A 13,833-nucleotide genomic window follows, 5' to 3' on the forward strand; every position below is an offset into this window, starting at 1 on the left:
TCGGCCACCCGTTTGAAAGAGGAGTTTCTTTTTTATGCGCCATGCGCTGCCTTCCTTTATCTTCGGCTGGATGGTTTCCGGACTGGCTTTTGCAGCTGCTGTGACAAGCTTCACCCCGCAGGGCTCGATCAAGAAAGCGTCGCAGGTTCAAGCTCGTTTTGACAGTGATATGGTGAACTTCGGGAGCGGGCGCGCGCCTTCGCCGTTTCAGGTGGACTGTCCCGCACGTGGTCAGGGACGCTGGCTGGATAGCCGAACCTTTGTTCATGACTTTGTGGGGGAATTGCCGGGAGGCATCCGCTGCACCTTTACCCTGACTCAGGAGAAGGATCTGCAGGGTACTGCGATCACGGGTCAAAAGGTCTTTACCTTTGATACCGGAGGTCCGGCTCTCATCCGCAGTGTGCCGTCTGAAGACAGCACCTATGTCAATGAAGAAGATCCGATGCTGCTCATCTTCGATGCGCCGATCAAGCCCGAGTCCCTGGCCGGAAAGATTTTTTTCCAGGTCCCGCAGCGGGCGGATACCATCGGCATCACAATGGTTCCTGAACCGGAAAAATATATGGCCGAACAGTGGCCCTGGATCCTTGAGGAACTCAAGGTCGATCCCAAATTTCATGTGCTGATCAAACCGAAGGAACGCCTGCCGGGTGAGACCGACATCACGCTGGTGATCGACAAGGGCATCACGAGCCCAGGTGGAGTGGCGACGCAGGCGGCGCAAACTGTGCACTTTAAAACACGGCCACCCTTCCGCGCCAGCTTCCATTGCCAAAGGGAAAAGGCCGGTGGACCCTGTGCGCCGCAGAATGATCTCTCCCTTTCCTTCAATGATGTGGTGGCGGAAAAGGACAGGGCGCGCATTCGGGTCTTCAACGCCCGGAATCAGGAGGTGGAAATCAAACGGGAAGCCTCGTATTTCACCCTGCCCGGTCCCCATCCCGCGCATGCCAGCTATCGCATCGAATTACCGGCCGATCTGAAGGATGAGCGCGGACGTGAGCTGGCCAATGCCAAGGAATTTCCCATGATCGTGCGCGTGGGGGACTATGGCCCTTTGCTGAAATTTCCTGGTGACTTCGGTGTGCTGGAAGCGGCCCATCCTATCTGGCCGCTCAACATGCGCAAGGTGGAAGGTGAACTCAAGGGAAAATTGTACAAGGCCGTATCGCAACCGGATGCCGTGCTGCGCTGGTACAAGACCATTCAAAGTGCCGGCAATTACAACAAGCGTGGGACCTCAATTTTTAAGGGAATGGCCGCGAAGGAATTCAAGGATGTTCCTCTGAAAAAACCCAATGGACCGGATGCTTTCGAGGTGATTGGCGTGCCGCTCGGTGGCCCAGGATTTTACGTGATGGAAGTGGGCAGCCAGCGTCTGGGCGAGGCGCTTTTGGATAAGAAGCAGCCCATGTATGCCCGCGCTGCGGTGCTGGTCACCAACCTCGCTGTGCATGTGAAAAAGGGCCGGCAGGGCACTCTGGTTTGGGTGACCAATTTTGATCAGGGGCAGCCGGTGGGCGGAGCCGCGATTGCGATCAGTGACTGCAAGGGCAAGGTGCTGCTGAATGGAAAGACCGATGCCTCCGGTTTATTTCTGCATCCGAAAGCCCTGCCTCCGAGTCGTGGGAGCTGTCATGGTTCCTATGATTATGATGGGGAATCGAGCGATTATATGGTGACCGCCAGCAAGGATGGGGACTTCAGTTTTACCCTGACCCACTGGAATGATGGAATTGAAAGCTGGCGCTTTCAGCTGCCGTGGGATAGTCCATCCCATGACCTGCAGATTCATAGTGTGCTCGATCGGACGCTCTTTCGCACCGGGGAAACCGTTTCCATGCTGCATGTGGCCCGGCGTCGGGTGAAGGATGGACTCGCCTTTCCGCGTTCGAAGGATTTGAAAAATGCCATGACCCTTCAGCATGTCGGGAGTGAAAAGCAATACAATGTGCCTCTGACCTGGAGCGATGGACAAGGGCGTGCGGAGAGCGGCTGGCGTATTCCCGCGGATGCGCCGCTTGGCTGGTATACGATCATGATCGGTGAACATGAGAGCGGTCGCTTTCGTGTGGACGAATTCCGTCTGGCCACCATGAAGGGACGGCTGCAGGCTCGCGAAAGCAGCCTGATCGCGCCCAAGGAAATCGCCTATGACTTTGATGTCAGTTATTTGAGCGGTGGCCCGGCTTCCAATCTGCCGGTGCGTTTGCGGCGTTCGTTTCAGGGAGCCTGGCAGCCTCGTTTCTCCGGCTATGATGAATTTGATTTTCAAACCGGTCCCATCGATCGGGATCCGGAGCGACGGGATCGCCTTCAGGACAGCAAGGTGGAAACCAAGGATGTCACCCTCGATAAGGCCGGCACAGGCACGGTCAGCTGGGAGGCACCCAGGATTGATCGACCCACGCGGGTCGTCACGGAAATGGAATTTCCGGATGCCAGTGGTGAGGCGCGCACGGTGGCCATCGAACATCGCATCTGGCCTGCGTCCGTGGTGATCGGCATGAAGAGTCCGTCGTGGCTGCAAAAGGGCGAGACTCTGAATCTGTCCGGAGTCACGCTCGATACCAAGGGTCAGGTCGCTCCGCAGCAGACTGTAGTGGTCCGGGCCTTCAAGGAGGAGGTCTTGAGCCACCGTCGTCGCGGTGTCGGCGGGACTTATATTTATGAACACAAAACCGAGATCACGGACCTCGGCGTCTTCTGTGAAGCGCGCAGTGATGACAAAGGTCTCTGGAACTGTCAGAAGCCTGTCACGACGAGTGGCACTCTTCTTCTTCAGGCCGAAACCAAGGATCGCGAAGGCCGCCTGTCCTTGAGTCATCGATCGATCTGGGTGGCTGGTGAACGTCTTTGGTTCATGAGTGAGGATCATGATCGCATCGATCTGATTCCCGAGAAAAGACATTATGAAGCGGGCGAAACGGCCCGCATTCAGGTGAAAATGCCCTTTGCAGAGGCCACGGTGCTGATGGCCACGGAAAGGGATGGCAGCATACTCGATGCGAAGGTAATGACACTCGACTCCAAGCAGCCTTTCCTTCAGGTTCCGATTCCGCGTTCCTATGCACCCAATGTCTTTGTGTCCGCCTGGGCGGTGCGCGGTCGCGTGAAAGGAACGGAGCCCTTCCTGAAAGTGGATCTGGGCAAGCCGTCGCATAAACTCGGCATCACGGAACTGAAAGTGGGCTGGGGTCAGCATACTCTTGATGTGAAAGTCGAAGCGGACAAGCCTGTTTACAAAATTCGGGAGACAGCCGAGGCTCGGATTGAAGTCAAGGCACCGAATGCCCAGCCTTTGCCGGCCGGAGCGATCGTAACAGTTGCGGTGGTGGATGAGGCTCTGCTGGAGCTGATGGGGAATGCGAGCTGGGATCTCCTCGCCGCGATGATGTCCGAACGCGCCTATGGCCTGGAGCATGCCACCAGTGCGATGCAGGTGATCGGCAAACGGCACTTTGGATTGAAGGCCCTGCCGCAGGGCGGTGGCGGTGGCAGCAATCCCACGCGCGAGGTTTTTGATGCCCTTATACTCTGGCGTGCGCAGGTGCCTTTGAAGGATGGTCGCGCCACGGTGGAAATTCCCTTGAAGGATAACCTTTCGAGCTTTCGCATTGTGGCCGTGGCCCAGGCGGGAACGGATATGTTTGGAACGGGCAGCACCTCGATTCAGACCCAGCAGGATATCAGCCTGATTGCAGGGCTGCCGCCTCTGGTGCGCGAAGGGGATCGTTGGCAGGCCCTGGTGACGGTTCGCAATCGCAGTGCGTCGGATCAAAACGTGAAAATCACAGGTCGCATGGGTGAGGCGGCCTTGTCCGAAAAGAGCGTGGCCTTGAAAGCCGGAGCTTCACAGCTCGTTGCATGGGATCTGGAGGTGCCGCGGGGTGTTTCCGAACTGCAGTATACCTTTGATGCCAAAGCCGATCAGGGGGGACAGGATAGCCTCCGCTTTGTTCAGCAGGTGAAACCGTCCGTGCCGGTGCGCGTCCTGCAGGCTTCGCTGATGGTGCTGAATGAGCCGCAGAAAATTCCCGTGGCTCTGCCTGAAAAAGCGGATCCTGCACGCGGCGGGCTTGAACTTGGATTCTCCCCTGGGCCGGGCCTTGATGTGCTGCAAGGCACGAGGCTTTTCTTCCAGGATTATCCTTACACCTGTTTCGAGCAGAGGGTATCACGTGCGGTCGGTCTTGATGATCGCAAGGCCTGGGAGCAGGTGGTCAAGGATTTGGATTCCCATCTCGACAGTGATGGTCTTTTGAAATATTTCCCGATGCTGCGGTCCGGCTCGATGACCCTGACGGCCTATGTTTTAAGTGTGAGCCATGAGGCGGGCCTGCCTTTGCCCAAGGGCAAGGAGGAGGCTCTGCGTCATGCTCTCAAGCGGGCGATTGATGGCGAAATCACAGATCATGAGTATCGCATGCCGGGGGATCAGCTGGCCTATCGGAAAATCATGGCTCTGGAAGCTCTGACCCGTTTTGATGCCGGGCAGGCCGCCCTGATCAAAAACCTGGATGTGAAACCGGAACTCCTGCCGCATGCGACTCTGATTGATCTGGTGCAGGCGCTGTCGCGCTCCCCGGGTGATGCCGGATTGAATGAGCTGAAGAACAAGGCCGTTGCGCAGCTGCAGGCCCGCCTGCGCCTGAGCGGAACGCAATACGGTCTGGCCGGTGAGGAATACAATCAGATCAGCAGTCTTTTGAGCAGTCCTGATGGCAACGCGGCCCGACTTCTGCTTCTGGGACTGGAACAAAAGCTTTGGACTGCGGATCATGCCCGCATGCTGGAAGGGCTTCTGCGCCGTCAGAAGCGAGGCGCCTGGTCCACCACGGTGGCCAATGCGTGGGGAACGCTGACGCTTAAAAATTATCTGAAGCAACACCCGCCTGCAGGCAGTGGCACGAAAGCAAGCGTGACCTGGCAGGAGAAAACGCAAACGGTGGGACTCAAGGAAAAGGAACCTTTGCATCTCGCCTGGCCGCAGAAGCCGGAGACGCTGACTCTGAGCCGTGAAGGCCAGGGTGATGTGTGGGCCACGGTGATTTCCCGCGCCGCTGTGCCTTTGACTCAGCCCTTCCAGGCCGGTTACCGTCTGGAAAAAACCATGCAGCCGGTGGAGCAGAAGACCAAGGGCAAGTGGTCACGTGGTGATATGGTCAAGGTCACCTTTCAGATTGAGGCTGGCAGTGATCAAACCTGGGTGGTACTGGCCGATCCGATTCCGGCGGGAGCACGCATCCTGAACGCGAGTCTGCGCGATGAGACAGGACAGAGCGCCAGCAACTTTCTGAACCCGAGTTATGTGGAACGACGGCATGAAGGTTATTTCGCTTATTTTGAATTCATGCCGGTGGGCAAACATACCGTTTCCTATGTGATGCAGGTGAACAACCCCGGACTTTTCCAGTTGACCAGCACACGTTTGGAGGCCCTGTATGCCCCGGATCAGTATGCGGAGTTGCCGAATGCCCCCTTCCAGGTGGATTAGGATTTTACTCGTGCTCGGCGTGATGATGGGGCTTGCGCCCCTGATTTACGTCCTGCTGCCCGGATCGATGCCGGATTTTGCCGCGGTGAAAAATTCCTGGCAGATGTCCGATCAGAAAATTCTGGATCGTCACGGTCACCTGCTGCTGACCACAAGAATCGATCCGCAGAGGCGTCGTCTCGATTGGCTGCAGCTTGACCAGGTCGCTCCGGTGCTGATCCGGACCATTCTTCGCGTGGAGGACCAAAGGTTTTATCAGCATCACGGCATTGATGGTCGTGGATTTCTGGCGATGCTCGGTCAAAGACGAGGCGGCAGCAGCCTGACCATGCAGCTCGCTGCCCAGTTGAATCCGACTCTGAAAGCCAAGGGCAAGTTTCGACGTCCCTGGCAAAAGTTGCAACAGATCCGCACGGCCAGACTTTTGGAAAAGACCTGGAGCAAGGAGCAGATCCTGGAAGCGTATTTGAACCTGGTGAGTTTCCGCGGGGAATTGCAGGGTCTCGAAGCAGCATCCCAGGCCTTGATGCAAAAGGCTGCGCATGGTTTGAATGCTGAGGAATCCCTGCTCCTGACTGCGGCTCTCGGTCTGCCGACGGCATCCGTGGAGTCCATTGCGAGGCGCGCCTGCCGGCTTCGTTCCACGGTGGACTTGAAAACGGATTGCGAGCAACTGGAACGGCTGGCCCGTCGCACCTTGAATCGCGCGCCGCAGCTGGGTTCGCCGGTTCGACTTGCCCCGCATCTGGCCGCGCTGGTGCAGGCGCAGGAACAGACGGTGCGATCCACTTTGGATCGTCACATTCAGGAAGTCGCGAGCCAATCCTTGCAATCCCACCTAGCCGCGATTCAGACGCAGAATGTTCATGATGGTGCGGTGCTGGTCGTGGATAACGCCAGCGCCGAGGTTCTGGCCTATGTGGGCAGCTCCGAGGTGACCACGAAGAATTTATTTGTGGATATGGCCCGCGGCGCAAGGCAGGCGGGTTCCAGTCTCAAGCCTCTTCTGTACGGCCATGCCATCGATCAAAAACTGATCACAGCGGCGAGCCTTCTGGAGGATACTCCCATCAGTTTGCCGACGAGCAGCGGGCTTTATGTGCCACGCAATTACGATGAGCAGTATCACGGCAGGGTTACCGTGCGGGAGGCCCTGGCGAGTTCCTTGAATATTCCTGCCGTGCGCGTGATCGATATGGTCGGGGTGCCGGCCTTTGTTGCCAAAATGCGGACCCTTGGTTTTCAAAACCTGGGCGACACGGAAAATTACGGGCATTCGCTGGCTTTGGGTGCTGCGGATATTTCAGCCTGGGAGCTGGCAGGAGCCTATGTAAGTCTTGCTCAGGGCGGTCTGTATCGCCCTTTGAAATTGTTTCTCGATGAACCCACGCCTTCCGCTCAACGCTGGCTCGGACCGGAGGCTGCCTTTGTCATCGGTCAGATACTTTCCGATCGCAGCGCGCGCTCGTTGACCTTTGGTCTGGAAAATCCTTTGGCCACTCCGTTCTGGTCGGCGGTGAAAACCGGCACCAGCAAGGACATGCGCGATAACTGGTGCGCGGGCTATTCGTCGCTTTACACCGTGGTGGTCTGGGTGGGCAATGCGGATGGCAGTCCCATGTGGAGTGTGACCGGCATCAGCGGAGCCGCTCCGGTGTGGAGGGATGTGATGAATGCTTTGCATGCGGGAACACCGAGTGTGGAACCCGCTCCTCCACAAGGTGTGGGTCGCGCTGCATTTATTGATGCCAAAGGACAAAAGCGCACGGAATGGTTTCTCACCGGAACTGCTCCCGATGCGCAGAAACTCGCGGATCGCCGTTGGGCTTTGAAAATTCTGCATCCTTTGGATGGAACGCTGGTGGCCTTTGATCCGGATATTCCGGAAACGCAGCAGGTGCTGTTTTTTGAAGCGAGTGCGACTCTCCCCGCCGGAGCGCGCTGGGTTTTGGATCAAAAGGTGCAGACGCGTGATCACATCAGGCTCAGCGACCTGGGCAATGGCAGACACAGGCTCGAGATTCAGGATCGTGCGGGCCGGCGCCTGGATGGAATCAGCTTTGAAGTTCGCGGCGGCTCGGCGGTTCAGGTTTCCCAAAGACCGCGATGATGCGCGAGCAGTTCCTGAAAGCGACCTTCGCGGATGGCGCCACGGATATCGTGGATCAGCTTCAGGTAATAAGTCAGATTATGCAGGCTGAGCAGACGCAAGGCCGTGTATTCCTGAGCCATGAAGAGGTGTCTCAGGTACGACAGCGAAAAGGTCTGACAGGTGTAGCAGCTGCAATTGGGATCCAAAGGATCCTGGGAGAGACGGAATTTGGAGTTCTTGATGTTGACCCGGCCGTTGGATGTGAAGAGAGTTCCGTTCCGTCCATTGCGGGTCGGCATTACACAGTCGAACATATCAACACCCACCGCGATCGATTCAATAATATCGAGCGGCGTGCCCACACCCATCATATAGCGGGGCTTGTTTTCCGGCAGATATTCACAGCAGAACTGAGCGATGCGGCGCATGTCAGGCTTGGGTTCGCCGACGGAAAGACCGCCGATCGAATAGCCTTCGAAGCCGATATCGGTCAGCTTTTCAATGGATTCGCGCCGCAGATCCTCATACATGCTGCCCTGAACAATTCCGAACTGCCAGAGTTCCGGACGGTTGCGGGCATCCCGGGAGCGTTTGGCCCAGCGCATGGATCTTTGCATCGACTCGCGGGCCTGCTCATAGGTCGCAGGGAAAGGCGTGCATTCATCCAGTACCATGTGAATATCGGCGCCGAGCGTCTCCTGGATTTCCACGGCGAGTTCCGGCGTCAGGGAAATTTTGCGACCATCGATATGGCTTTGGAAATGCGCGCCGGTTTCGTCAATGCGGCGCTGGTTGTTCAAACTGAAAATTTGAAAGCCGCCGCTGTCGGTGAGGATGGGTTTGTCCCAACGAATAAAACGATGCAGACCACCGAATTCACGGATCACTTCCATGCCGGGGCGCAGATAGAGATGGTAGGTGTTGCCCAGAATGATCTCGGCATTGAGTTTATTCAGGTCCTCGGGAACCATGGTTTTGACGGAACCCACAGTGCCGACCGGCATGAAAATGGGCGTTTGCACAACCCCGTGTGCCAGCTGCAGGGAGCCCAGGCGGGCCTTTCCGTCTTGCTGATGAACTTCAAACATGCGCTATCCCCGCAATTGTGGCCTATAAAATCCAAAGCGTAGGCAGACTTGCATATCAGGGGTCGGGCGGGGACGGCAACAGGAAATATTTACGAATTATTTCCGCAGTTTTTTCGGTTTCATTCTCACGATTTGACTTTTCAAGAATGGCACGGTTTAATCGGCGCGACAAAAGATAAGCAGCACACCACACAAGGGAGCAGAGATGTTCAATCCATTCAGAAAACTTGCCTGCCTCAGTCTTATCCTGGCGTTCACCGTACCCCTGATGGCGAAGGAAGTGACCGTAGGCGGTGACCGGCCGGCTGTTCTGAAATTGCCATTCGGTTATAGTGAAAAGAAGAGTTACCCGCTCATCATGCTTTTGCATGGCCGGGGCAGCGATGCGAAAATCACCGATCTTTATCTCGGTTTGAGCCGCAGTCAGATATTCCACAATTATCTGCTGCTCCTGCCCGATGGCACCATCCGCGATGATGGACAAAGAGTCTGGAATGCGACGGAGAGCTGCTGCGCGACGAACAACAAGGATGTGGATGATTCACGCTACCTGCAGGATCTGGTTCAGGAAGTGAAGGACACATATCAGGTGGATCCCGAGCGGGTCTATATCTATGGCCATTCCAATGGCGGGTTCATGGCCTATCGTCTGGCCTGTGATACCAACGGGATCTTTGCCGGGATCGTCTCCGTCGCCGGGTCGGAGTTTGCCAATCCCGCCGACTGCAAGACGACCACACCGGTGACCGTTCTGCAGATCCATGGCACCGAGGACAGCACGGTTCCCTTTGATACCAAGGGGACAGGCAAAGCCTATCCCGGCGCAATGCAAACCGTGGAACGCTGGGCCGCGCGCAATCAATGCGAAACCCGCAGCGTGCATCCCAAAAGTTTGAATATGGTCCTCATCAAGATTGAACCCGGCCTGACACCGGAAGGCAAGCCCACCATCATTGGCGACTGGTCGGATTACCTGACTCTTGGCATCTTCCCGGAAACGGATCAGTACCTTTATGAGGATTGTCAGGACGGAGTGAAAGTGGGTCTGTGGAAAGTGAACGGCTCCAATCATGTGCCCCTGTTCATCGGCGAAAATTTCGTCGGCAAGACCTTGCGGTTTTTGGGTGCGAAATAAGGTGGAATGAAAGCGGGCTCCGCATGGAGCCCTCTGTTTAACGTGAAGTCGCCGTCCCCTTCGTCAGGAATTCCAAAGCCTGCCCGATCAAATTTTTCCCCGAATAGTCCGGCACGTGAGTGCCGCCATTCACACGCCAAAGTCCAACATTGACTCCTTGTGCACAGGCACTCCAGGACAGCTCGTCGGTTTCCTGGGCTCCCAGATCATCCACAACGATCGGACCAGGAGGCGCCTGATAGGCTCCGTCGGCCAGAACAATTCCGGGAATGAGAGGCTGCAGCATCACATCGCGTGCATTCAACATTTCAGCGGAGGACTGACAGCCATTTTTTTGCGCCCAGGTTTGGGCGGAAGCGAGAGCGCCGAGCGATTCGGGGCGGGTGCTCTCAAAGGGCACGATTTCATCCCGGGTGCCATGGATCTGCAGCACGGAGATTGGGGTTTTGGTGCGGCAGTAACTCTGATCAGAAAACATCGCCCCCGCAATGGAAACAATGCCGGCCAGAAGTCCATCCGTATCACAGGCGAGGCGATAGGCCATGAACCCGCCGTTGGATACCCCAACCACATAGATGCGGGCCGGATCCACACTGAAGGTGGCCTTCGCTTGCGCGATCAGCTCCTGCAGATAAATGGAATCATTTACCTCTCCGGGCTCCTGCGGCGGGGCCGCATTCCAATGCCGACGGCCCTGCGCATCGAGGGTCCCCTCGGGCGCGATATAGATATAAGGAGCCGCCATCGGATGCACATCGACTTCCAGATAAAAGCCTGTTTCGCTGGCCGTGCTGCCATAGCCATGCAATATGACCAGCAGAGGATACTTTTGGTTGGCATTATAATGCGCCGGCAACTTCACAGCCGCCGGACGGTCGCTGCCGAGGTAGACAAAGGCCGCCAGAGCCATGGGGCTGCTGAATAGGAACAGGAAAGACAAAAGTCCGATCGGAAATATTCGCATACAAACCCACCTATATGAAGTGTACCTTGTCCACACATCATAGGCTTTTCTGCGTAAGGATCAATACGGGAGGACATGGAGGGCGGGATACTCATGTCCAGGTATCATGCAATACCTGGAGACAGAAGCTGGTGATTAGACAATAGACTTCCCAAGTGCCGACAGCAGAAGATCAACCGTGACGTTGGCTGATGCGGCTCCGACATCCATGAAGGGATTCAGTTCCATGAATTCCAGCGACACGATCTTTTGGGTTTCCGACAGCATTTCCATACCGAGATGCGCTTCACGCAGGGTAAGGCCGCCGCTGACAGGCGTGCTGACCCCTGGGGTGTAGCGCGGATCGATGGCGTCGATATCAAAGGATACATGGATACCGGCCGTTCCATCCGAAGCATGGGCAATGGCTTCCCGCATGACCGTGAACATGCCTTTTTCATCGATGTCGCGCATGGTGAAATAACGAATGCCGCTTTCACGAAGGATCCGCTTTTCCTCGTCATCGATATTACGGATACCGATCAAAACGCTGTTTTGTGGTCGTAATTTCGTGGTGCTGATCGAGGTTAATTCCTTATGACCCTGGCCTATCAAAACTGCCATGGGCATGCCGTGAATATTTCCGGAAGGGGATGTGGCGGGAGTGTTGATATCAGCATGAGCATCAAACCAGATCAGGCCCACGTGCTGATTCTTCTTGCCGAAGTGCCGTAAAACGCCGCTGATACTGCCGATGGCTACCGAGTGATCGCCGCCGATGACCAGAGGGAGATGCTGCCGTTCGATAATGCCTTCTGTGATCGTCGCCAGATTCTCACAGAGTTCCTTGATCGGCGTCAGATACTTCTCTTGCTGGATCTTCAGGGGGAGGGACTCGCGAATCGGAACATGCAGATCACCCAGATCAACAACCCCGTAACCCTGTTGCTCAACCTTGGTCTTCAGGTTGGCGATGCGAAGAGAAGCTGGTCCCATGTTTGCTCCTCGGATGTTGGCTCCGAGGTCAGAGGGGACTCCAATAATTTCTATCGTTCTTGGACGATGCATGTGTGGCCTCAAACAGTGAAAACACTATCATGGCGCACAGCCTGCGTTTGGTCAATCCTACCAACTTGTCTGGTCTACGTCGGGCGGGAGGATAACCTCCCGCTTTTATGACGGAGCCAGAACCGGGTCTCTCAGTCTTTCAATAACTCCAAGCTATCGCTTCATGGCTTAGAGAGATTGCATCAGACTCATAGCGACCTGAGGTAGCTGGTTAGCTTGAGCCAAAATCGAAGAACCACCCTGCTGCAGAATCTTGTTCGACGTGTAGGTCGCGGTCTCAGCAGCAAAGTCAGTATCCTGGATCCGGCTGTTGGCAGCAGACAAGTTCTCCATCGACACAGCAAGGTTGTCAATCGTACTGCCCAGGCGGTTCTGGATCGAACCGAGATAGGAGCGATAGTCACTCACTTTCACGATGGCGTCGTCCAGTTTCGAGATACTCATCTGAGCATCCTGCTTGGTCAGTGTATTGGTGCCTTCTTCTGCGCGACCGATGCCCAGCGAACCCTCGCCATCTGTGAAGGCGTTGATGTTCTGAAGATCGATTTTGATGATGTTGGTTTGGTTCCGATTTTCAATGCCGTCGACTTCGCCAGCAAAATAATCTTTACCAACCTGAACTTCCATAGGGAACGTGCCTTCCTGGTTGGCGATATCTTCAGGAAGGTCCGCACCACCGACGATCAAACGGGTGCCGTTGAATTCCGTTGCGTTGGCAATCCGATCGATTTCGTCTTTCAGAGCGACGAATTCCTTGTTGATGAAGGAGCGCTCGGTCTGACCTACCGTGTCACTCGCAGCTTGCACGGCGAGTTCCCGCAGACGGGTCAGCATGTTGGTGGTTTCTTCCAAACTGCCTTCAGCCGTCTGGACGAGAGACACACCGTCCATGGCGTTACGGCGAGCCTGGCTCATCGAACGAATGTCCGACGTCAAGTTGGAGGAGATGGCCAAACCAGCAGCATCATCCGCTGCCTTGTTGATCCTTTTCCCCGAAGCCAACTTCGAAGCAGAGTCTGTCAACTTGTTGGTTGATGTTTCCAGACGACGCTGAGCGTTGATCGAAGCGATATTGGTCCTAATGCGTAAACCCATATTCTGACCTCCTGTCATGGATGCAAATCACATCGTGTGATTCTGTACCATTCCTTTCGACAGGCACCCTGAACAGTTTAGTAGAAAGTGCCCTGTATTCGCTTAAGGGCATGGAATGATTAGGAAAGAATTTCGCGTCAGGGGTTTTTTTTGCCCGGTCCTTGACGTGGGAGGTATAAATTGAAGGATTTTGGGGCCCCGCAAGGGGCTACTGAATGCGATGCTGCTGCAGATGCTGGATGAATTTACGAATGAACTCCTGCCCGAACGCATAGGGACGTTCTTCCTGGGACACATCGATGTTTTGATTTTGCACAAAATCGGGTCCGGCTTCGGGATGGGCCTGAATGCCCCAGATGGGCAGATGTTTATGCGCGAAGGCTTCAACCTTGCAAACATCACTGCTGGCAACGCTTTCCGTGTCATTTGGAAGTTGGGTCACAGCTTCCGCATGCGAGACGATGAAGCGCCCCGACGTTCCCGCCTCACCCCAGAAGCCGCGTTTGGTAAATTGAATCGTGCGCATACCCTTGAACTTGGTCCGATCGGGCTGAACAAATTCCACTGTTCCACCCAGAAGATGCGCCAAAAGTTGGTGACCATAACAAATGCCAAGGATCGGCAAACCTTCCTTGATGCGCTCCAAAACCCAGGCGTTGAGGGAATCCTGCCAAGGCAGACCTTCATACACGGAAGCACCGCTGCCAAAAATAACTAGAGCATCCGGCTTTTGCGGGACCAGGGACAGCGAAGTCATGCCAAAGAGTGCCGGCAAATGGAAGCTGAGGCTCAGTTCGGGGGCCGCGAGGACCATACGGTTAAAGTTATCGAGTTCCGGAACGCGGACAGCCGGATCAATGACAGCCAAATGGAGGGGACGGAGTAATGCACTCAATGTTTTTGTCCTCACAA

The 13,833-nt window shown here is 55.7% G+C and carries 8 protein-coding genes; 3 read left to right on the plus strand and 5 right to left on the minus strand.

Annotated elements, in window-relative coordinates:
- The first annotated feature begins 34 nt into the window (after nucleotides 1–34).
- Nucleotides 35–5,500, plus strand: coding sequence for an alpha-2-macroglobulin family protein (locus tag OLTU_RS04030; protein ID WP_141731468.1), 5,466 nt, complete (start codon nucleotides 35–37; stop codon nucleotides 5,498–5,500).
- 10 nt (nucleotides 5,501–5,510) lie between these two features.
- A complete protein-coding gene (gene pbpC, locus OLTU_RS04035) occupies nucleotides 5,511–7,610 on the plus strand; it encodes a penicillin-binding protein 1C (protein WP_176736317.1) in 2,100 nt (699 codons plus the stop codon).
- On the opposite strand, the gene tgt is transcribed toward pbpC, so the two are convergent.
- Entirely contained in the window at nucleotides 7,586–8,680 is a 1,095-nt protein-coding gene (tgt, locus tag OLTU_RS04040; protein WP_141731470.1) for a tRNA guanosine(34) transglycosylase Tgt, read from the minus strand. The genes pbpC and tgt overlap by 25 nt on opposite strands.
- A 205-nt stretch (nucleotides 8,681–8,885) precedes the next feature.
- Here tgt and OLTU_RS04045 point away from each other — a divergent pair, with 205 nt between their 5' ends.
- Complete coding sequence (locus OLTU_RS04045; protein WP_141731471.1) at nucleotides 8,886–9,815, plus strand: CE1 family esterase; 930 nt, start codon at nucleotides 8,886–8,888, stop codon at nucleotides 9,813–9,815.
- Nucleotides 9,816–9,852: 37 nt separating this feature from the next.
- Here OLTU_RS04045 and OLTU_RS04050 read toward each other — a convergent pair whose 3' ends face one another.
- From OLTU_RS04050 to OLTU_RS04065, 4 genes are all read right to left on the minus strand, one after another.
- Nucleotides 9,853–10,779 carry a CE1 family esterase gene (locus OLTU_RS04050; RefSeq protein ID WP_141731472.1) on the minus strand — a complete coding sequence of 309 codons (927 nt, stop codon included), beginning with the start codon at nucleotides 10,777–10,779 and terminating at the stop codon, nucleotides 9,853–9,855.
- A 135-nt stretch (nucleotides 10,780–10,914) separates the two neighbouring features.
- The gene (rocF, locus tag OLTU_RS04055) at nucleotides 10,915–11,826 is read right to left on the minus strand and encodes an arginase (protein ID WP_141731473.1); all 912 of its coding nucleotides are present in this window, start codon (nucleotides 11,824–11,826) and stop codon (nucleotides 10,915–10,917) included.
- A 168-nt stretch (nucleotides 11,827–11,994) separates the two neighbouring features.
- Nucleotides 11,995–12,921 carry a flagellin N-terminal helical domain-containing protein gene (locus OLTU_RS04060; RefSeq protein WP_141731474.1) on the minus strand — a complete coding sequence of 309 codons (927 nt, stop codon included), beginning with the start codon at nucleotides 12,919–12,921 and terminating at the stop codon, nucleotides 11,995–11,997.
- A gap of 208 nt (nucleotides 12,922–13,129) precedes the next feature.
- Entirely contained in the window at nucleotides 13,130–13,789 is a 660-nt protein-coding gene (locus OLTU_RS04065) for a type 1 glutamine amidotransferase (RefSeq protein ID WP_218109824.1), read from the minus strand.
- Nucleotides 13,790–13,833 lie beyond the last annotated feature (44 nt).

The sequence above is a fragment of the Oligoflexus tunisiensis genome (genome assembly GCF_001748245.1).
Classification (GTDB): Bacteria; Bdellovibrionota_B; Oligoflexia; order Oligoflexales; family Oligoflexaceae; genus Oligoflexus; species Oligoflexus tunisiensis.

Bases quoted from the DNA above. Each gene is read 5' to 3' on its own strand.
- OLTU_RS04030 (WP_141731468.1), top strand. From the start codon at position 35: ATGCGCCATGCGCTGCCTTCCTTTATCTTCGGCTGGATGGTTTCCGGA.
- tgt (WP_141731470.1), bottom strand. From the start codon at position 8,680: ATGTTTGAAGTTCATCAGCAAGACGGAAAGGCCCGCCTGGGCTCCCTG.
- OLTU_RS04045 (WP_141731471.1), top strand. From the start codon at position 8,886: ATGTTCAATCCATTCAGAAAACTTGCCTGCCTCAGTCTTATCCTGGCG.
- OLTU_RS04050 (WP_141731472.1), bottom strand. From the start codon at position 10,779: ATGCGAATATTTCCGATCGGACTTTTGTCTTTCCTGTTCCTATTCAGC.
- rocF (WP_141731473.1), bottom strand. From the start codon at position 11,826: ATGCATCGTCCAAGAACGATAGAAATTATTGGAGTCCCCTCTGACCTC.
- OLTU_RS04060 (WP_141731474.1), bottom strand. From the start codon at position 12,921: ATGGGTTTACGCATTAGGACCAATATCGCTTCGATCAACGCTCAGCGT.